General features: G+C 71.2%; 21 protein-coding genes. 12 read left to right on the forward strand and 9 right to left on the reverse strand.

Annotated features, from left to right (window positions below):
* Positions 1-127: 127 nt before the first annotated feature.
* The gene (locus tag ACRAS8_RS03775) at positions 128-319 is read right to left on the reverse strand and encodes a hypothetical protein (RefSeq protein ID WP_438484326.1); all 192 of its coding nucleotides are present in this window, start codon (positions 317-319) and stop codon (positions 128-130) included.
* A 269-nt stretch (positions 320-588) separates the two neighbouring features.
* On the opposite strand from ACRAS8_RS03775, the gene ACRAS8_RS03780 reads away from it, so the two are divergent.
* Positions 589-1,290, forward strand: coding sequence for a TVP38/TMEM64 family protein (locus ACRAS8_RS03780; RefSeq protein WP_438484327.1), 702 nt, complete (start codon positions 589-591; stop codon positions 1,288-1,290).
* Between the two features lie 145 nt (positions 1,291-1,435).
* Here the strand turns inward: ACRAS8_RS03780 and ACRAS8_RS03785 are convergent, their stop codons facing one another.
* The 6 genes from ACRAS8_RS03785 to ACRAS8_RS03810 all read right to left on the reverse strand — a co-directional run bounded on the left by ACRAS8_RS03785 (position 1,436) and on the right by ACRAS8_RS03810 (position 6,227).
* The gene (locus tag ACRAS8_RS03785; protein ID WP_438484328.1) at positions 1,436-2,125 is read right to left on the reverse strand and encodes a pyridoxamine 5'-phosphate oxidase family protein; all 690 of its coding nucleotides are present in this window, start codon (positions 2,123-2,125) and stop codon (positions 1,436-1,438) included.
* Positions 2,126-2,344: 219 nt separating this feature from the next.
* Positions 2,345-3,043 (reverse strand): hypothetical protein, encoded by a 699-nt coding sequence (locus tag ACRAS8_RS03790; RefSeq protein WP_438484329.1) that lies wholly within the window; start codon positions 3,041-3,043, stop codon positions 2,345-2,347.
* 413 nt (positions 3,044-3,456) lie between these two features.
* Positions 3,457-4,326 (reverse strand): SCO6745 family protein, encoded by an 870-nt coding sequence (locus tag ACRAS8_RS03795; RefSeq protein ID WP_438484330.1) that lies wholly within the window; start codon positions 4,324-4,326, stop codon positions 3,457-3,459.
* A gap of 477 nt (positions 4,327-4,803) precedes the next feature.
* Positions 4,804-5,028, reverse strand: a complete 225-nt coding sequence (locus tag ACRAS8_RS03800; protein WP_438484331.1) for a hypothetical protein — start codon at positions 5,026-5,028, stop codon at positions 4,804-4,806.
* Positions 5,029-5,030: 2 nt separating this feature from the next.
* Positions 5,031-5,318: a DUF6400 family protein gene (locus ACRAS8_RS03805; protein WP_438484332.1), complete on the reverse strand. Its 288-nt coding sequence runs from the start codon at positions 5,316-5,318 to the stop codon at positions 5,031-5,033.
* Between the two features lie 498 nt (positions 5,319-5,816).
* Complete coding sequence (locus tag ACRAS8_RS03810) at positions 5,817-6,227, reverse strand: organic hydroperoxide resistance protein (protein WP_438484333.1); 411 nt, start codon at positions 6,225-6,227, stop codon at positions 5,817-5,819.
* A gap of 191 nt (positions 6,228-6,418) precedes the next feature.
* Between ACRAS8_RS03810 and ACRAS8_RS03815 the strand changes: the two genes are divergently transcribed.
* The 5 genes from ACRAS8_RS03815 to ACRAS8_RS03835 all read left to right on the forward strand — a co-directional run bounded on the left by ACRAS8_RS03815 (position 6,419) and on the right by ACRAS8_RS03835 (position 10,947).
* Entirely contained in the window at positions 6,419-6,871 is a 453-nt protein-coding gene (locus tag ACRAS8_RS03815) for a MarR family winged helix-turn-helix transcriptional regulator (protein ID WP_438484334.1), read from the forward strand.
* Positions 6,872-7,205: 334 nt separating this feature from the next.
* Positions 7,206-7,412, forward strand: coding sequence for an acyl carrier protein (locus ACRAS8_RS03820; protein WP_438490337.1), 207 nt, complete (start codon positions 7,206-7,208; stop codon positions 7,410-7,412).
* Entirely contained in the window at positions 7,409-8,647 is a 1,239-nt protein-coding gene (locus ACRAS8_RS03825) for a beta-ketoacyl-[acyl-carrier-protein] synthase family protein (RefSeq protein WP_438484335.1), read from the forward strand. Before ACRAS8_RS03820 ends, ACRAS8_RS03825 begins: the two co-directional genes overlap by 4 nt.
* A 270-nt stretch (positions 8,648-8,917) precedes the next feature.
* A complete protein-coding gene (locus ACRAS8_RS03830) occupies positions 8,918-9,811 on the forward strand; it encodes an alpha/beta fold hydrolase (protein WP_438484336.1) in 894 nt (297 codons plus the stop codon).
* Between the two features lie 443 nt (positions 9,812-10,254).
* The gene (locus ACRAS8_RS03835) at positions 10,255-10,947 is read left to right on the forward strand and encodes a transglycosylase SLT domain-containing protein (protein ID WP_438484337.1); all 693 of its coding nucleotides are present in this window, start codon (positions 10,255-10,257) and stop codon (positions 10,945-10,947) included.
* A 102-nt stretch (positions 10,948-11,049) separates the two neighbouring features.
* On the opposite strand, the gene ACRAS8_RS03840 is transcribed toward ACRAS8_RS03835, so the two are convergent.
* Positions 11,050-11,274, reverse strand: coding sequence for a hypothetical protein (locus tag ACRAS8_RS03840; RefSeq protein ID WP_438484338.1), 225 nt, complete (start codon positions 11,272-11,274; stop codon positions 11,050-11,052).
* Between the two features lie 550 nt (positions 11,275-11,824).
* On the opposite strand from ACRAS8_RS03840, the gene ACRAS8_RS03845 reads away from it, so the two are divergent.
* From ACRAS8_RS03845 to ACRAS8_RS03855, 3 genes are all read left to right on the forward strand, one after another.
* A complete protein-coding gene (locus ACRAS8_RS03845) occupies positions 11,825-12,481 on the forward strand; it encodes a transglycosylase SLT domain-containing protein (RefSeq protein ID WP_438484339.1) in 657 nt (218 codons plus the stop codon).
* A gap of 381 nt (positions 12,482-12,862) precedes the next feature.
* Positions 12,863-13,741: a lysozyme gene (locus ACRAS8_RS03850; RefSeq protein ID WP_438484340.1), complete on the forward strand. Its 879-nt coding sequence runs from the start codon at positions 12,863-12,865 to the stop codon at positions 13,739-13,741.
* A 145-nt stretch (positions 13,742-13,886) separates the two neighbouring features.
* The gene (locus ACRAS8_RS03855; protein WP_438484341.1) at positions 13,887-14,339 is read left to right on the forward strand and encodes a spore-associated protein A; all 453 of its coding nucleotides are present in this window, start codon (positions 13,887-13,889) and stop codon (positions 14,337-14,339) included.
* A gap of 65 nt (positions 14,340-14,404) precedes the next feature.
* Here ACRAS8_RS03855 and ACRAS8_RS03860 read toward each other — a convergent pair whose 3' ends face one another.
* Positions 14,405-15,481 carry a LacI family DNA-binding transcriptional regulator gene (locus ACRAS8_RS03860; protein ID WP_438484342.1) on the reverse strand — a complete coding sequence of 359 codons (1,077 nt, stop codon included), beginning with the start codon at positions 15,479-15,481 and terminating at the stop codon, positions 14,405-14,407.
* Between the two features lie 279 nt (positions 15,482-15,760).
* Here ACRAS8_RS03860 and ACRAS8_RS03865 point away from each other — a divergent pair, with 279 nt between their 5' ends.
* Genes ACRAS8_RS03865 through ACRAS8_RS03875 form a run of 3 tightly spaced genes read left to right on the forward strand, consistent with a single transcriptional unit; the run spans position 15,761 to position 18,791 of the window.
* Positions 15,761-17,056 (forward strand): ABC transporter substrate-binding protein, encoded by a 1,296-nt coding sequence (locus ACRAS8_RS03865; protein ID WP_438484343.1) that lies wholly within the window; start codon positions 15,761-15,763, stop codon positions 17,054-17,056.
* Positions 17,057-17,064: 8 nt separating this feature from the next.
* Positions 17,065-17,943 carry a carbohydrate ABC transporter permease gene (locus ACRAS8_RS03870; protein WP_438484344.1) on the forward strand — a complete coding sequence of 293 codons (879 nt, stop codon included), beginning with the start codon at positions 17,065-17,067 and terminating at the stop codon, positions 17,941-17,943.
* Positions 17,940-18,791, forward strand: a complete 852-nt coding sequence (locus ACRAS8_RS03875) for a carbohydrate ABC transporter permease (RefSeq protein WP_438484345.1) — start codon at positions 17,940-17,942, stop codon at positions 18,789-18,791. The genes ACRAS8_RS03870 and ACRAS8_RS03875 overlap by 4 nt, the downstream gene beginning before the upstream one ends.
* Positions 18,792-18,817: the final 26 nt, after the last annotated feature.

Raw genomic sequence — 18,817 nt, forward strand, 5'->3', positions numbered from 1 at the left:
TCGGAATTCGAGAATTGGCGAACTTGGGAATTCGGGAATGCGGTGATGACGGCGATGTGGCGCCGTGGGGACCCCCGGTCCGCTCCGACCCTCCCCCTGCGGGGTCCGCCGGACGATCCGGAGAGGGTCAGCTTCGCGCGCCGCCTGCCGCGACGGCGGCCTGAACGGCTGCGGCGACGGGAGCAGTGGCGGCCACGCCGGCGGTGGCGGCAACTTCGATCACCGGGGCCGCGACGCGGAATCCGGCGGCAGCCTTCGGCGCGTCCGCGACGGTCGGTGCGACCGCGGACGGCATCGAAAGGAAGGCGTGCCGGAACATGCGTCATATGGTGCCGGGACGTTGATCCGGCGTCGAGCGATTTACGGGCCTGGGGTCTCACTCAAGCGGGCCCAACGACCAACAGGCGTGGGGCAACAGCCGTCGGCCCCTAGGCTCTGCTCCTTCATCTCATCCGGCCGGCTTCATCTCGTCCCGGCCAGCGGTCTCGGTTCGCTGCGTCGGTTCGCGGTGTCGGTTCGCGGTGTCGGTTCGCGGTGCTGCGGTCCGGATTCCGGCGGCGCGCAGCACGCTTCGGATACGCTCCCCGGATGCCCGCCCCCGCCGCAACGCCCGACGGCCTCGCCGCGCACTGCACGCGTGTGTTGTTCTCCCCCTGGTCGCGCCTGGCCCTGCTGTTTCTGCTCCTGGCCTGCGCCGCGGCCGCGATGCTGCTGTGGCACCCGCAGCGGTTGCTGTCCGGCGGCTGGCCCGCCCGGTTCACGGGGCCGGCCGCGCTGGTGGTCTTCGCCCTCGCGTACGGGGTGTGCACCACCGCCTTCGTCCCGCGGCCGGTCCTGAACCTCGCCGCGGGTGCGCTCTTCGGAAGTCAGTCGGGGCTGGTCACGACGCTCGCCGGGACGATGCTGGGGGCCGGGTTGGCGTTCGGGCTCGGTCGGCTGCTCGGGCAGGACGCGCTGCGTCCGCTGCTGCGCGCCCGTTGGCTTGCCGCCGCCGACCGGCAGTTGAGCGAGCACGGGTTCCGGTCGATGTTGGTGATCCGGCTGCTCCCCGGGCTGCCGTTCGCCGCCACGAACTACTCCGCGGCCGTGTCCCGTATGCGCTGGTGTCCGTTCCTGTTGGCCACGGCCCTGGGCAGCCTCCCCAACACGGCGGCCTATGCGGTGGCGGGCGCCCGGGCGTCGGCGCCCACGTCGCCTGCGTTCCTGCTGTCCATGGGTTTCATCGCGGTCAGCGGGCTGATGGCGGTGGCCTTCGCCTGGCACAAGCGGAAGGCGCTGCGCGGGGGTTGATCGTCGCGGACGCATGCCCGCGCGGCCGGGGGCGGCGTCTCGACACACTCACAGGCCCGACGGGCCCCACCCAGCCGGACCGATCTACGAACCTGGGCCCCTACCGCTACACGGCTCACAGCTCCACGGCCACACGGCCACACGGCTACGAAGAGGCGGGCGTGCCCTCGCGTGCCGCGATGTGGGGCGGGAGCTGTGTCTTCGTGTCCAGAACGGGGTCTGGTTCCGGGGTTCCCCATGTGGTGTGGAGGGGCAGGACGCCGGCCCACAGGCCGAGTTCGGCGTCCGGGCCGTCGCCGTCGTCCGGGGCGCCGGTCCTGATCTTCACCGATGCCTCGTCGAGGGAGAGGGCGAGCAGCGCGGTGGCGGCCAGTTCCTTGCGGTTGGGCTGTCGTGCGTATTCCCACTGGCCGGGGGCGGACTGGTCGGTGAGGCAGCGCAGTCCGGCCAGTTTCTCCTCGTCGTCGGTGACCGGGCGGGGTACGCCGTAGATCATGGCACTGCGGTAGTTGACGCCGTGTTCGAAGACCGAGCGGGCCAGCACGAGGCCGTCGACGTGGGTGACGGTCACGCAGACGTCGGCACCGGGGGAGGAAACGAGGCTGCGGCTGGCGACCGAGCCGTGGAGGTAGAGGGTGGTGCCGTCCGAGCCGTAGACGGTGGGGACGACGCGTACGGTGCCGTCGACGGTCACTCCGAGGTGGCAGACGAAGCCGGCCGCCAGGATGGCGTCGAGTTCGGCGCGGTCGAGGCTGCCCTGCCCGCGGAGCCGGCGGTGTCGGGTGCGGTCGGTTTCGGTCAGGGTGCGGGCCGGGGTGGGTATGGACGTGGTCATGACTGTGTGCCTGTCTACCTGTCTGCTCGGGGCTGCCGTGCTACGGGCTGCCGTGCTACGGGATCGGTCGCGCACTGGCCAGGAGGCGGGGCTGCGTACGCGAGCGGGCAGCCCAGCGGGACTGCCCGTCAGAGTAACGACTTCACAATATTCAGGCCAGATAGTTCACTGAATTCGTTGCGAATGACTTACGTGACAACTGATTCCGTGGGAGAGTCTTCAGGAGCTGAGGTGATATTGGGCCCATGGCTGGTGGGCTGCAGCTGCGGGGTCCTCGTGGGAGGGAGCGATCGAACCCCAGGGGGCGAGGGCGCTGTCCCAGTCGGAGGTGAAGGAGGAGACATCGGTAACGGGTTCGGTGGTGGGGGGCATGGCTCCGGTGTGCCAGCCGGACGCCATGTTCTGGGCGGCCACCCCGTTCCATGTCGCCGACTGCTGGGCGGGGATGGTGTATTCGGACTCCTGGCCCTCACCGGGGCCGCGGCGGTGACGACCCGCGTAGGTCTCGGTGGGGCCGGGGTAGAAGCGCCCTTGGGCGGAGAGCTGCTGGGCGCGTGCCATCAGGCGCGAGAGGTCGAGGCCGAATTCCGCGGCCAGCTCCCGCAGGTCGACGCCGGTCTGCCAGCTGCCGATCAGGACCGCGTCCATGGCGGGTGACCAGTTCTGTTCCGGTGTGACGCCGGCCATCGGCGGAGCGGCCTGGCGACTGCCGGCCAAGTGGGAACCGTCGGAAGAGGGATCGGAGGATGGTGGGGACGGATCCTCCGGCTCTTTAGGCGGCATGCGCGGGGCGGAGGAGAGGAGCTCCTCGGCGACGGCGCGGGCGTCGTCCTTGCCCACCGTGCGCCGGGCGACCCGCACTTCCCGTTCGTTGAGCCCGAACAGTCCGGCCACCGCGCCCGTACTGCCGACTGTCAATGCGAACGCCGCCAGGACACGGGAGCGATCGGCCTGCGCCTCGTCAAGTCTGGCCTGCGCTTCCCGGACACGTTCGTCACCACGGCAAAACGCTTCTGCCAGTACAGCGTTGCGGTCCCACAATTCTCTCGGATCCATACTCAGACAACGCCGCTTCCGTCGGAGGTGATCCGATCTGTCGCTGCAAAGCACCCCAAAGCACCCATCGGACCACCAAATGACAATCACGTCGTAGCGAAGCCGACAATCATGCTGCAGCGCAGGGGTCCCTCTCGCCGGGGAGAAGTCGGTTGTCAGTGCGGCGCGTTACCTTGTGAATCAGCCGGACGTGCCGCGGGTCGGCGGCTCGTACCGGACGTTCCGACGGGGGAAAGGTGATACCGGATGCTTCGGTGGCGCGGTCTGGGATGTCGTTACGGCGTGTCGGGATGGGGCAGGCCGATGGGGTTGGGGAAGGGCAACACGTCGGCGGCGAGGATGCGGCGGACGACGGGGTGCAGCAGCTCCAGCAGGTCGTCGGCCTCGGCCGGGGGAAGGGGGCGGAGGAGCCGGGCGGCCAGGCGGTCGGTCTCGTGCTCGATGTGGGTGCGTTCGCGCAGTCCCGGCGCGGTCGCGTTGCCCTGTGCGTCGAGGAGATCGCGGGAGCGGAGGCGGTCAGCGGCGGCCGCCCACTCCTCCTCTGTCCAGCCGCGGTCCTCGCGCATGGTGTCGGCGGGCACCCGGCCGGTGGCGGCGGTGAGGACCAGCGCCTCGCAGCCGTCGAGTTCCCGGTCGGCGAGGACGGCCAGATGGGCCTCCCCTCGGAACTCCCGCAGTGCGGTGGTGAGTTGCCACAGGCGTTCCACCGGGTCAGCGTGGTCGCACAGGGCGCGGTTGGCGGCGAAGAGCGGGCGCGCGGTGTCGGGGGCGGCGTCGACGAGCGTCTGGAGGCGGGGCAGCAGTGCGGCGGCGGAGCGGTCCAGGTCCGGGGCGATCGCGCGGAGGGCATGGGCGGCGCGGGTGCCGCGTTCGTCGAGGACGTGGGCGAGGCTGACGACGCTCCATGCGGCGGGCAGCGCGCGGGCCACCATACCCGGGGCGAAGACGCCGAGGACGGCAGTGGCCGCCGCGGGTTCGACGGCACCCAGGGGCGCGGTGCGGGCAGCGAAGTAACCCATCCAGAAGCCCTTGAGGCCGAGGTCCTTGCCCAGGGCCCGGCAGCGGCCGTCGAAGTAGCAGACCGCGTGCAGGGGCTCGGTCATCAGCCAGAGCGATCGTGCCCGCTGTGCGGTGGGCGGCTCCATGGTCGGCTCCTCGGTGGGCTGCGGGAAGGTACGGCGGGCGCCGGTAGGAATGGGGCCCGGGGCCGGACGCGTTGCCCGGGACTGGATCCGCGCCTCGTGCCTGGTGCCTGGTGCCTGGTGCCTGGTGCCTCGCACGCTAGCGCTGTTCGGGCGGGGGCGCAGGGAAGTTGCGCCGGGAGCCGGGAATGGGGAATCGGGAGCAGGGTGCTCGGAAAGTGCGGTGCAGGTGCGTGGCTGGGACGGAGACGGATTGCCGAGGAGAGGAGACGAGGGGAGAAGCAGGAGGAGGCGAGAGGGGGAGGCGCGCTCGGTGAGGCGGCGGGCGCCGAGTAACCGTCGAGGAGGCCGGGCGACGGGTAGCCCGTGATACGGGTGGCCCGTGACGCGGTGGGGCGCCGCGGAGTCGGTGGCCGGCGCCGGGCGACCGGGCGGCGGCGCGGCAGTCGGCGGCCACCTCGGGGCGGTCGTCGCCGAGGGTCAGGGGCGGTCGTCGGCGCCGAAGCCGGAGTTCCAGGACCAGAGGTGGGCGCAGGTGGGGCACTGGAGGTGGAGCAGAGGACCCTTGTTGGACAGCAGGTAGCGCCAGTGGGCGCTGCAGGTGCGGCCGTCACGGCAGGTGCCGCAGTCCTGGTGGTCCTGGCAGCGGGGGCAGGGCACCCAGGCGCGGCGGCCGATGTCGGCGGTGGGGTCGATCGGCAGCATGCCTAGCCCTGTTCGGCGGCCGGCAGCACCCCGTCGGCGACCAGTCGGGCGTAGAGGGCCTGCTGGTCGGCGTCGAGACCGGAGTAGAGGAGCCGCTGGGCCTCCGCTTCGTCCGCCAGCACCGCGGCGGGGTCCCAGGTGTCGTCGAGCGCGGTGAGCACCTCGGCCCGGCGTCGGGCTTCGTGGTCGGTGAGGTCGAACTCGAACGTCCCGCGCGTGCCGTCGGCGGAGAGCCCGGTGACGCGGGATATGTCGGCTCCGGGGCCTGAGGGGCTGGTGTGGTCGGTCATGCTGCGCTTCCTGTACCACTCACGGACGATTCGGACGAGTACCCCCGATCGGACGTGTTTAGCAAGCCCGACGGGATTGAGGAAGCGTCAGCCGGAGAAGCCCTCCGGGTGTGCGCCCCGGGAGGGCGCCGGAAAGGCGGAATATCGGGGCGGGGCGGAACGGCCGGGTGGCCGGGCGTGACGGATCTCATGCCCGGCGGCGGGACGTCTGACAGCTCGGGACGATGATCGCTGGAGCGCACCCCGGGCCGTCGCCCGGGATGTCTATCAGGTGCCGTCCGTCCGCAGACGTCTGCGAGTGACCTCCACCGATGGGTGGGGAGGGGGCGGAGGAGGACTTGTCGGGCGAGCGACGGCGGCGACGGAGCGGGGGCGGGAGAGCCGGCGTTCGTTGCGGCACTCCCGCCATCCCCGCATCTCCGCCGGTGAGCCACCCCGCGCCACCCGCGTTCCCCGGCCCGCTCCCCCGTCCCGCTCCCTCGCCCACCCCTGCCCCGGCTACTCGATGACCAGCTCGACGTCGATGTTGCCCCGGGTGGCCTTCGAGTAGGGGCAGTACTGGTGGGTGGCCTCGACGAGCTGGCGTCCGGTCTCGCCCGCCAGTGCGTCCGGGAGCTCGACCCGCATCACGACGGCGAGGCCGAAGCCGGTGTCGTCCTTGCCGATCGAGACCTCGGCGGTGACCGCGACGTCCTTGGTGTCGAGCTTCATCTGACGGCCGACGTTGGCCATGGCGCTGGCGAAGCAGGCGGCGTACCCGGCAGCGAAGAGCTGTTCCGGGTTGGTGCCGTTGCCGTCGCCGCCGAGGGCCGGGGGCAGGGCCAGGGCGAGGTCGAGCCGGCCGTCCGAGCTGACGGCCCGGCCCTCGCGGCCGTTGGCGGTGGCGGCGGCGGTGTACAGCGCGTCCATGTGGGGTCCCTTCGATTGCGCGTGGTGGACGGGGCGGGTCGTGGAGACGGCGGCCGGCGGCCGAAGCCGGGCGGGCGACCGGAGGACCCGGCCCGCCATCACAGTCGCACGTAATTTAGTTGTGCGCAAGTAAACTGCACGCAACTAAGTTGAATACAACTTGATTGGGTTGGGCGCGTTACCCTGGGGCCATGACCACGCAGCCCGTTTCCGACGCCGAACTGCTCCGCCTCGACCACCAGGTCTGCTTCTCGCTGCACGCCGCCTCGCGGGCCTTCGGGAACGTCTACCGGGACGCCCTCAAGGAGCTGGGCCTGACCTACCCCCAGTACCTGGTCATGCTGGTGCTGTGGGAGCACGGGCCGGAGCCGGTGAAGCGCATCGGCGAGCGGCTGCGGCTGGATTCCGGGACGCTCTCGCCGCTGCTGAAGCGGCTGGAGACGGCGGGCCTGGTGCACCGGGAGCGCAGCCCAGAGGACGAACGCTCGGTGATCATCCGGCTCACCGAGGCCGGCGTGCAGCTGCGGGAGCGGGCGCTGCCGGTCCCCCGCCGGATGCTGGCCGCCACCGGGCTCACCGTCGACGAACTCCGTACGCTGCGCGGCCTGTTGGGGCGGGTCACCGGCGCGCTCGACGAAGCCTGAGACGAAGCCTGAGGAGTCGCCACCGGGCGGGCGCGGCGCAGAGATCGCCGCGCATCCGTGGGTGTTCGCCCCGTACCTCGCCGCGCCTTCGGGCGTTAGACAGCGAGCTGCCTCCCGCGGCACCGCGCCGCCTCGAAGGGAGCCCCTCCCCCGCTCCGGCGCGCCCATCACCCCATTGAGCTACCACGGTTGGGGAGCAGCCGGGACAAAGGCGTATAAAGGGTGGCCAAACCAGCCGGGACGACCGGCTGAATCCCGCCCAGGACGCGGTTGGCGGCATCGCCTACGAACAGCGGAGGAGCGCCACGTGAATGCGGCAGAAGTTGTCAACGCCTTGCTGGAGGAACGGTTCGGGGTCGCGCGCGGCGAGGTGAACGCCGACACCCCGCTGCGCAACCTACGGCTGGATTCCCTCGCCCTGGAAGAGCTCCGGGTGCTCATCGAGGAGCAGTTGAACGTCGATCTGGAAGAGGTGTCGCTGACCTCGCGCGACACGGTGGGACAGCTGGTGGCGGCCATCGACGGCAAAGTCGCCGCGTGACGGCCCGCCAGCAGCCGTTCACCGCGGCCGTGACCGGACTGGGCCTGGTGACCGCGGCCGGCGTGGGGACGAAGGCCACCTGGCACGCCATCACCCATGACGTGGTGCCGGGCAATGTGTCCCGGCAGGACGAACTCGCCGATCTTCCCTGCGACTTCATGTACACCGCGGCGGATCTGGACGCCACCGCGCTGCTCGGGGTGGCCACCCAGCGGCTGATGGACCGGTTCTCGCAGCTGGCGGTGATCGCCGCCCGGGAGGCGGTCGGGGACGCCGGGCTGGACCCGGAGTGCTGGGACAGCGGCCGGGTCGCGGTGGTGATCGGTTCCGCGCACGGCGGGCTGCCGTTCTACGACCAGCAGAGCGCGGCAATGGCCGGGCACGGCGCCCGGCGGGTCTCCCCCAAGCTCGCCCCGCTGACCGTCATCAACAGCGCGGCCAGCAGCGTCTGCATGGATCTCGGGGCGCACGGGCCGAGCCTGGGGGTGGCGACCGCCTGCTCCTCCGGGACCGTCGCGGTGGGCACCGCGCACCAGTTGCTGCGCGCCGGGGCCTGCGACATCGCGATCGCGGGGGGTGCGGAGTCGGTGCTGTCCCGGTTGCTGATCGCCAGCGCCTGCCAGATGAAGGCGGTCTCCACCCGGCGGGACGACCCGGCGGCGGCCTGCCGCCCGTTCGACGTGGACCGGGACGGCTTCGTGGTCGGCGAGGGTGCGGGGCTGCTGGTGCTGGAGCGGCCCGAGCACGCCAGGGCGCGGCGGGCGCCGGTCCGCGCGCAGATCGCCGGTTACGGCGCCTCCAGTGACGCGTACGCGGCGGTGGCGCCGGATCCCGAGGGGCGGGGCATCGAGCGGGCGCTGCGCAGCGCGCTGGCGGATGCCGGTGTCCGGCCCGGTGACGTGGGTCATGTGAACGCGCACGGCACCTCGACGGTGCTCAACGACCGCATCGAGGCGGTGATGTTGCGGCGGGTGCTCGGCGAGCATCCGCTGGTGACGTCGACGAAGGCGATGACCGGGCACACGCTGGGCGCCGCGGGCGGGATCGAGACCGCGCTGACGGTGCTGGCGCTGGAGCAGCAGCTGGTGCCGCCGACCGCCAACCTCACGGTGCCCGATCCCCGGATCCCGATCGACGTGGTGCGCGCCGAGGCCCGGCCGGCGGCGTTCGACTGCGCGGTGAAGACGTCGCTGGGGTTCGGGGGCCACAACGCGGCGCTCGTCCTGACCCGCTAGGGCGCTTCTGACGGATCTCCGTGGAGGAAGGAGCGGTGCCTGGTGCGTGCGATCGCAAGGCGCCGGAAGGTCTTCATAGCGGAGCTATGGAGACGTTTCGGCAACGCCGCAAGGGGGTCCCCCCGCGCCGTTCAGGCGTGGGGGAGTGCGTGCCAGGCGCCGCGACGCCGCGGAGATCCGTCAGAAGCGCCCTAGGACCCCAGGACCTGTCCGGTCGGGCCGGGGCGCGGGTGCTCCGGGCCGCGTGGAGCCTCTTCGAGAAGGAATGCCATGTCCGAGGAAGTGATCCGTTCGCTGTCGGTGCGCGGAGTGTCGTATGCGTACCGGGTGTTGCGGGGTACGGAGCGGTGTACCGAGCCGGTCATGGTGCTGGGCGGTGCGTTGCAGGGGATGTTCGGCTGGCCGCAGATGGAGGACCGGCTGGGGCCGGTGGCGGATCTGGTGACCGCGGATCTGCCGGGGATGGGCACCGCGGAGCCGCTGCCGCCGGGGCCGGGCATCGACGTGCTGTGTGCGGCGATCCTGGGGATCATCGACGATCTCGGTGTGCCGCGGATCAATCTCTTCGGCTTCTCCTACGGAGCAGGGCTGGCCTTCGGGTGTGCCCGGCGGTTTCCGGGGCGGATCGCCCGGCTCGTGCTGGGCGGGGTGCCGGCGCACATCAGCGAGGGGCAGGTGGCGCACTGGCAGCGGGCCGCGGGGCATCTCAGGGAGGGGGACACCGACACCTTCGCGACGATGGTGGCCGAGGGGCTGCTGTGCCGTGACGAGAGCCGGTCGGTGGCCCGGCGGGAGCTGGCGTACCGCTATGTGCGGCGGGCGATGCTGCAGGCGGCGCTGCACTCGCCGCACGCGGTGGATTCGCTGAAGCGGGCGCTGACCGATCGGCCGGACTTCTCGGGGGGCCTGTCGGGCGTCCCGACGCTGGTCTTCAGTGGTGAGCACGACACGGTGACGTCCCCGGCGCGGCAGCGGGACTTCGCGGCGACGATCGTGGGCAGCCGCTTTCTGGTCGTTCCCGACACGGACCACTGGGTGGTGCTGGAGCGGCCGGAGGAGGTCGCGGATCTGGTGGCGCGGTTCTTCACGGACCGGCCGCCCACGGCGGTGGGGCGGCAGGCCGCGGCGGGCGCGCGGACGGTCGCCGGTCCGGCGCGGGTGTGAGCGGAGGGCCCGGCGGGCACGGGTCGTAGCCGGGCGGGCACGCAGAGACGGGGCCGGGATCGCCGGAGGCGGCGGACCGGCCCCGTCGGGCTGTGACCGGGGCAACAAACTGCCGTGTGCGGAGGGGGCCTTGAGGGCCCGCGGTGGTGATGCGGGGCACGCGACGTACGTCACGTACGAGGCGGGCTAGTCGAGTCCGGGGGCGGGCGCGGCCGGGCATTACGGGCGTCATTGCGGACATCCCGCCCGAATGCACGAAGACGGGTAGTACACGGCATCATTGCCACCATCGCGGGCCGGCGCTAACCATGTTTGGCGTAACACCGAGAACGAGCCTGCGGACTCTGCCGGAGCGGCGAGCGCGGCACTGACCCTCGGTCCCCCGGGACAGCCACCGATGGCCACCTCCCCCGCCACCCCGCCCTGGAAGAGGTCACCTCCGCATGCCCATGCCCCCTTCTTTCTCTCTGCCCCGCACCGTTCGCCTCACCCGCACGCACAAGATCTCCGCGGTACTGGTGGCCTCCGCGAGCTGCGCGGCCGCACTGGCGATGACCGCGGCACCGAGCAACGCCGCGACGCCGGCCGCGCACGCGTCCGCCGTGGTGAAGCCGGTCGGCGCCAACGGCCTGCCGGTCGTCGACAAGGACAAGGCAGCAAAGGAGCAGGAGCAGACGGCCACCGTGTCGGTCGCCGACGGCCTGAAGGTGACCGCGGTCGCCGAGCAGGGCCACGCCGCCCAGCAGGCCGCCAGCCGCGCCGCGGAGCGCGCGCCGATCGCCAAGGAGGCGCCGAAGGCCGCGCCGAAGACGTACGCGAACAACCTCGACGGCTGGATCCGGCAGTCGCTGGACATCATGAAGTCCAAGGGCATCCCCGGCAGCTACGAGGGCCTGCACCGCAACATCATGCGCGAGTCCAGCGGCAACCCGTACGCCATCAACGACTGGGACATCAACGCCCGCAACGGCATACCCTCCAAGGGCCTGCTGCAGGTGATCCAGCCCACCTTCGACACCTACCACGTCGCGGGTACGGCCCACAGCCTCTACGACCCGGTCGCCAACATCACCGCCGCCGCCAACTACGCGGCGCACCGCTACGGCTCCATCGACAACGTCAACTCCGCTTACTGAGGCGGCTTTCCGCGCCCCCGAGGCGCCGCGACGTGAACGGCAACGGCCCTGTCCGCACTGTGCGGGCAGGGCCGTTGCCGTCGGCGTCGGCGTCGGATGCTGTCAGTACATGTGGTCGCGGCGTGACGGGCCGCCGAAGAGGACGTCCAGGACGTGGGCGGCGATACGGAGGCCCTCGCGCTCCCTCGGGGTCAGATGGTGCCGGCTCTCGTACTGGGGCCGGTGCCCGTGGTGGTGGTCGGCGGGGGCCGCCGCGGCGACGCCGGTGGTGGTGAGGAATCCGGCGGCAGTGAGGCCGGCGAGCACGACGGTGATGCGACGGAGCATAAGCACTTCCCTACGGTGAGTGGTGGTTGTGCGTGGTCTCACTCTCGGGGACCCGCGGTCCGGCCGCCGTGCGACAGCCCGGTCGCTGCTACGAACGGACGACCCGGGCCGCCGTATCGACGGACGCCGGGCGCGATCCCCTTCCGGTGCGCCCGGCGGGCGTGAAGTGCGGGGCGACGGTGGGCAATTCGGATGTGTCCCAGGTAACACGCGAGGGGTTCCGCGTGGCCTCTGGAGGGCGTCGGCGGGTGACGCGGGGCACGCGACGCACGTCACGTACGAGTCCGCCTAGTCGACGGCGGAGGTGGCCCGGCCCGCAAGCACTGGGTCGATAACTACCCAATTCGGGCATCGCGCTACATCTCACGAAGAGAGGTAGTACAAGGGGGCATTGCCACCCGTGGGGTCGGCCGTTAACCATGGATCCCGTCGCACCGAGAGCGCGCCGCACTTCCCGCCCCGAGGGTGATCGCGGCCAGGAGCCTCCGGTCCGAACGCGCCAACGATGGCCGCCTCCCCGTCCCCAGTACCTGGAAGAGGTCACCCCCGTATGCCCAGCTTCACCCTGCCCCGCGCTGCCCGGATCACCCGCATCACCCGCACCCACAAGATCGGTGTGGCCGTTCTGGCCGCCGCCGGTGCCACCACGGGTCTGGCCGTCACCGCGGCCCCGGGCAACGCCGCGACCACGGCCGCGCACGCGCCGGCCGCGGTCAAGCCGGTGAGCGCCGACGGGATGCCCGCCAGGGCCGGCGCCGCGGCCGAGCGCCCCGTGAAGGCGTCCGTCGTGGACCACATCAAGGTCACCGCCGTCGCGAAGCAGGACCGCGCGGCCGAGCAGGCCGCCAGCCGCTCCGCCGACCGCCCGGCCGCGCCGAAGACGTACGCGAACGACCTCGACGGCTGGATCCGGCAGTCGCTGGACATCATGAAGTCCAAGGGCATCCCCGGCAGCTACGAGGGCCTGCACCGCAACATCATGCGCGAGTCCAGCGGCAACCCCGAGGCCGTCAACGACTGGGACGTGAACGCCCAGAACGGCATACCCTCCAAGGGTCTGCTGCAGGTGATCCAGCCCACCTTCGACACCTACCACGTCGCGGGTACGGCCCATGACCTGACCGACCCGGTCGCCAACATCACCGCCGCCGCCAACTACGCGGCGCACCGCTACGGCTCCATCGACAACGTCAACTCCGCTTACTGAGCCGCCGTCGACGCCGGTGCGGCAGACGCGACAGACGCGACGGACGGCCCGGCGGGGTCGGCACACATGACCGGCGAGGCGGCGACATGGCGCGTTCGCCGCTGAGCGGAGAGCGGGTCCCGGCACTGCCGGGGCCCGCTCGTCTTCTTTGCCCCTCGCCTTCTTCGCCCGCTGCGCCACGGCTCTGTTCGTTGTGCCATGGCCGCCGGGCGGAGGGCCCGCGGAGGCCGCCCAGACGAGTGAGATGGCCCGGCCGGACGGCGGACCCCGGACCCATGCAGCCATGGAATCGGTCATTTCAGCGTATAAGTCATTTCATCGGCAGGATTCTGCTCAAAAGCTGCCGAAACTGACTCGACCGAAGTCCTTCGGAGGCACGAGATGCCCTTGCGCAGATCCGCACCGGCCCGCCGTACGGTCCCGCTTGCCGCCGGCGTCCTCGTCACGTTCGCCACCGTGCTCGCACTGCCGCTCGGCGTCCCGGACACGGCCACCGCGAGACCGGACGCCGGGAAGACCCCTGCCCACCCCGAGCAGGACTGGATGGGCTCGACCATCGCCGTGCACGAGGGCATCTCGCGGTCCGGGGGTTCGGAGCCACGCGGCGCCTGGCCCCGGCGGTCGGTGGCCGGGGTCGACGTCTCCAGCCACAACGGCAGAGTGGGCTGGTGGAAGCTGCGGCACATGGGGGTGCGGTTCGCCTACGTCAAGGCCACCGAGGGCAACAACTACAAGAACCCCTACTTCGAGGAGCAGTACCACGGCGCGTACAACGCCGGGATGATCCACGGCGCCTACCACTTCGCGCTGCCGGACCACTCCAGCGGCGCGTCGCAGGCGCGCTTCTTCGCCCACCACGGCGGCGGCTGGTCGCGGGACGGCCGGACGCTGCCGGGGGCGCTGGACATGGAGTACAACCCCTACGGGGAGACCTGCTACGGCAGGAGCCATGCGGGCATGGTGAGTTGGATCGCCGACTTCGTGCACACCTACCGCGAGCAGACGGGCCGGGACGCGGTGATCTACACCTCGACGAACTGGTGGAAGCGGTGCACCGGCAACTCCGGCCGGTTCGGCCGCAGCAACCCGCTGTGGATCCCGCGCTACGGCTCGTCCGTCGGGACCCTGCCGGCCGGCTGGCGCTTCCACAGCATCTGGCAGCACACGTCCTCCGGGCACACGGTCGGCGACCACAACAGGTTCAACGGCCCGTACAGCCGACTGAAGGTGCTGGCCTACGGCCCGGACGACGACGACTGACGCGGAGCCGGAAAGGGACGCACGCGGAAACACCCGCACTGGCGGAATTTCGCGTACAACCTTCCCCGTCCGGCTGGTGTCCAACAGGTGCAGCACCGATTCGGTGCACGACCACGCGAAGGACACCACCCGACGGGGGTTTTCCATGAAGCGTTCCTCTCTTCTCATCGGTTCGACGGCACTGGCGCTGGCGGGAACGGCCACCATGGGCCTGGCCGGCACCGCATCGGCCGCGCCACTCGCCGGCGGGGCCTACAACGGGGCGTGCGGCAGCGGCTATCGCGTCGTGAATTCCGCACCGGTCAGCGGAAAGGGCACGGTCTATCTGACGTACAGCGCGAAGACCGGAAAGAACTGTGTGGTGACGGTCCGGAACACGCCGGGGAAGGCGGTGATCGTGCGTGCCGAACTCGGGCCGTCCGACCACAGTTCCGCCCCGGTATTCGACAGCGGGAAATACACCGCATTCGCCGGGCCGGTCTTTCTCGCGGCGAAAGGCAGGTGCGTGGACTGGGGCGGGGCCGTCGAGTCGGTGAGCGTCCGGGTCGCCGGTTCCAACTGCGGGCGGCTGGCGGCCGGGATGGTCGTCCGGCACTGAAACTCCAGCCCTGGCGGGCGGGTTGGGGGGGATTGTCGGGGGGATTTCGGTACGGCGGTGGGCCGTCAGGCGCATCGGGGCGGCGGGCCGGTGCTCTCGCGGGGTTCCAGGTGCGGGAGTTCGCCCTCGACGGTGCGGGGCAAGCCGCCGTCGAGGAGGGCGAGGAGTTCGCCGGCGGCGAGGCGGCCGAAGCCCGCGGTGTCGCGGACCAGCGCGGTGAGCGGGGGATGGGCGACGCGGCACAGCGGGGAGTCGTCCCAGGCGACGACGGACAGCCGGCCCGGTACGGGGATGCCGCGGCCGGCGGCCACCGAGGCGCCGGCGACCGCCATCACGTCGTTGTCGTAGACGAGCGCGGTCGGCGGGGTGGCCGCGTCGAGGAGGCGGCGGGTGGCGGCGGCGCCCTCGGCGTCGGAGTAGTCGGTGGTGACCGAGCGGACCTGCCGGGCGTCCAGGCCGCGGCGGGCGGCCTCGGTGCGCAGGGAGTGGATGCGGCGGGCGGTGTGGGCGAGGCCGGGCAGGCCGGCGAGGTGCACGATGCGGCGGTGGCCGAGGCCGTGCAGATGGTCCAGGATCCGGGCCATGGCCCTGGCGTCGTCGGCCCAGACGGTGGAGAGCAGCGCACCGGCGGGTGCGGGTCCTGCGGGGCCGCCGATGGTGACGGCGGGGAGGCCGAGGGCGGCGAGGAGGGCGGGGCGGGGGTCGTCGGTGCGGGGGTCGACGACGAGGACGCCGTCCACCCGGCGTTCGGCCCACCAGCGGCGGTAGAGCGCGCACTCGGTGTCGAGGTCCTCGGCGACCTGGAAGAGCAGGGCGGTGTGCCGGGCGGAGAGCACTTCCTGGATGCCGGAGACGAGTTGGAGGAAGAAGGACTCCACGCCCAGGGTGCGGGCCGGGCGGGCCAGCACCAGGCCGAGGCAGCCGGCGCGTTCGCCGGAGAGGGCGCGGGCGGCGCTGTTGGCCTGCCAGCCCAGTTCGTCGGCGACCCGGCGGATCCGGGCGCGGGTGCCGTCGGAGACGCCCGGGCGGCCGTTGAGGGCGAAGGAGACGGCGCTCTCGGAGACCCCGGCCCGCCGGGCGATGTCCTTGATGGTCGGGCGGCGCGCCGGTCTGCGGCGGGCGGCCTCACCGGGCGCTGTCATCGCGGGCTCCTCCGGGCCGGACCGCTGAGTGCCGACAGTCTGATCAGGGCGGCCGGGACTGTCAAACAAGGTCCGGGAGGAACGGCGCTCGCACCGCAAAACCCGTGGGGTAACGCGGTCTTGACGCCTTCTAAAGCGCATTAGTACCGTCTGCCGCGTCGCGGATCCGGAAGGCCCAGGATGGCCCGCACCGCGCCGTGGAACCGGATCCCTGAGGCGACGAGTACGACAGTTCTCCGGTCCGAGCACGTCCGCGCACTTGCAGCCAAGGAGCCGGCCATGCGTCGTCGTTCCCTTCGGACATCCGCCGCCACCGCGGTCCTCGCCGCCACCGCGCTTTCGCTGTCCGCGTGTGGTGCTCCGGACGGCGGCGGGGATGTGGGCGGTGTCTCGGGGAAGGTGACGGGGCAGGTCACCTTCCAGACGTGGAATCTGCGGGCGCGTTTTCAGAAGTTCTTCGACGGGGTCGTCGCGGAGTTCGAGAAGAAGTACCCGGGCACGAAGGTGAAGTGGATCGACCAGCCGGCCGAGGGATATGCGCAGAAGCTGAGTGCGGACGCGGCCGCCGGCACGCTGCCGGATGTGGTGAACGTGTCGCCGGATCTCGCGTATCCGCTGGCGAAGGCCGGGCTGGCGCTCGACCTCGGCAAGGCGGCGGGGCAGTACCGGGGCGAGTATCTGGACGGGGCGTGGCAGAGCCAGCGGATGCCGGGGATGCCGGGTGTCTACGCCTTTCCCTGGTATCTCAACACCGGCCCGATGTTCTACAACAAGGACCTTTTCCGCAAGGCCGGTCTGGAACCGGAGAAACCGCCGGTCACCTACGACCGGCTGTTCGCGGACGCGCTGACGATGGCGCGGAACAGCGACCGGAGGATCGCGATGCTGGCCGGCACGCCGTCGATCGAGGACTTCGGCCGCTACGGCGTGCGGCTGATGAACGCCCGGGGCACGGAGTTCACCTTCAACGAGCCCAAGGGCGTGGAACTCCTCACGCGCTACCGGCAGTTGTACACGGCCGGGGCGCTGGACTCGCAGGCGCTGACGGCCGTGGCCGAGTCGGCGGGGCGCAAGTTCGCGCAGCAGTCGGTGGCGATGAATCCCGGCAGCGCGCTCGATCTGGTGAACTTCAAACGGGACGCGCCGGGCCTCTACAAGAACATCGGTATCACCGATGCGGTCAACAACACCGGCAGGGCCAATATGTACGTCCAGGGCCTGATGGTGAACGCGCGGAGCCGGGTGAAGCCGGCGGCGGTGGCGTTCGCGCACTTCGTGACGGACAAGCGGCACCAGATGGCGTTCGCGCGGCAGGTCACGGTCTTTCCGAGCACGAAGGGTTCGCTGGACGATCCGTACTTCACGAAGGAGGACGGAACGGATACGACGCGGGTGCGGGTGGCGGCGGCGAAGTCGCTGAAAACCGCGGTGAATTACACCCCGGTACTGCTCAGTGATCAGATGAAGACGGTGCTGCGCAATGCGGTGGCCCGGGCCCTGCGGGGAAAGCAGTCGCCGAAGGAGGCGCTGGATTCCGCGGTGGCGGAGTGCGACCGTCTGCTGACGGCCGGCTGAGGCCGAAGATGGGGAGGCGGCGTACGCAGTCGGCCATCAGCCCTTGGCTGTTCCTCGCGCCCGGCCTGCTGGTCGTCGGCGGATTCAGCCTCTATCCGTTTGTGAGCACGGTGGCGCATTCGTTCACCGACGCCCGGACGTTGAAGGCGGGGCGGTTCACCGGTGGTGCCAACTACCGGGAGATGCTGGCCGATCCGATGTTCTGGACGGGGCTGCGCAACAGCGTGCTCTACGTCCTGGGCGTGGTGCCGCCGCTGGTGGTACTGCCGCTGCTGCTGGCCCTGCTCGTGCGGCGGAGCGTGCCGGGGATCGCGTTCTTCCGGGCCGCGTTCTATCTGCCGGTGGTGGCTTCGGTGGTGGTGGTCGGGCTGATCTGGGTGTGGCTGCTGGACGACCGGGGGCTGGTCAACGCGCTGCTGGAGGCGCTGGGGTTCGGCCGGGTCGGCTTTCTCGGCGATTCCTGGCTGCTGCTGCTCAGTGCGATGGCGGTGACGGTCTGGAAGGGCCTCGGCTACTACATGATCGTTTATCTGGCGGCGCTGGCGCAGGTGCCGCGGGAGCTGCACGAGGCGTGCGCGGTGGACGGGGCCGGCCCGGTGCGGCGCTTCCTGACGGTCACGGTGCCCGCGGTGCGCTCGACGATGGTGCTGGTGGCCGCGCTGTCCGCGGTCAACGCCTTCAAGGTGTTCTCCGAGGTGTATCTGATGGCCGGGCCGGCCGGCGGGCCCGGCGGGGAGGACACCACGCTGGTGCTGCTCGTCCAGCAGGCCGGGACGGGGCTCGGCGGGCGGGTCGGTTACGCCTCGGCGCTGTCGGTGGTGGTCTTCGTGCTCACGCTCGGGCTGATGCTGCTGGTGTTGCGCGCCCACCGCGGGGAGGAGCGGTGACCGGGGCGGAGCGGCGCCGGCGGAGGCGGGCCGGAGGCTCGCTGCTGGTGCGCTATCTGTTGCTGCTCGCGGTGCTGGCGCTGACCGTCGGGCCGTTCCTGTGGCAGTTGTCGACGTCCCTCAAGGGTCCGGGCGAGGATCTCTACGGCTCTCCGCCGAGTCTGCTGCCGCACCATCCGACGCTCGGCAACTACGCGGCGGTGGCGCGGGTGATCCCGGTGTGGGACTTCGCGCTGAACTCCCTGCAGGTCGCCGTCGCCAATGTGCTGACCAACTGTGCGGGCGCGGCGCTCGCCGGCTATGCGCTGGCCCGGCTGCGGTTCCGCGGCCGCCGGGTCGCGGTGGTGGTGTTCGTGATGGCGATGCTGGTGCCGGTGGAGAGCGTCATGATCGCCCAGTTCATGACGTTGCGTCAATTGCAGTTGAACAACACCCTGGTCGGGGTGGTGCTGCCCGGTTGTGTCGGCGCGATGAACGTGCTGCTGATGCGGAACGCCTTCGCGGCGCTGCCGTACGAGGTCGAGGAGGCGGCTTTCGTGGACGGCGCCAATGCCTGGCAGCGGTTCGTGCGGATCGCGCTGCCGTCGGTGCGGGGCACCTTGGCGGTGGTCGCGGTCTTCGCGTTCATGGGCGCCTGGGACGACTTCCTGTGGCCGCTGATCGTGCTGAGCGACCAGTCGAAGTTCACCCTGACCGTCGGCCTGAACTATCTGCACGGCACCTTCGCGGACGACCAGCGGCTGGTCGCGGCCGGTTCGGTGATCGCCGTCGTGCCGCTGATCGTGCTCTTCGCCGTACTGCAGCGCTCCTTCTTCCGTGGCGTCGAGGAGGGCGCCGTCAAGGGCTGATGCCGCATCCACCCGGAGGGACAGGT

The organism is Streptomyces sp. S186 (assembly GCF_051603415.1).
Classification (GTDB): domain Bacteria; phylum Actinomycetota; class Actinomycetes; order Streptomycetales; family Streptomycetaceae; genus Streptomyces.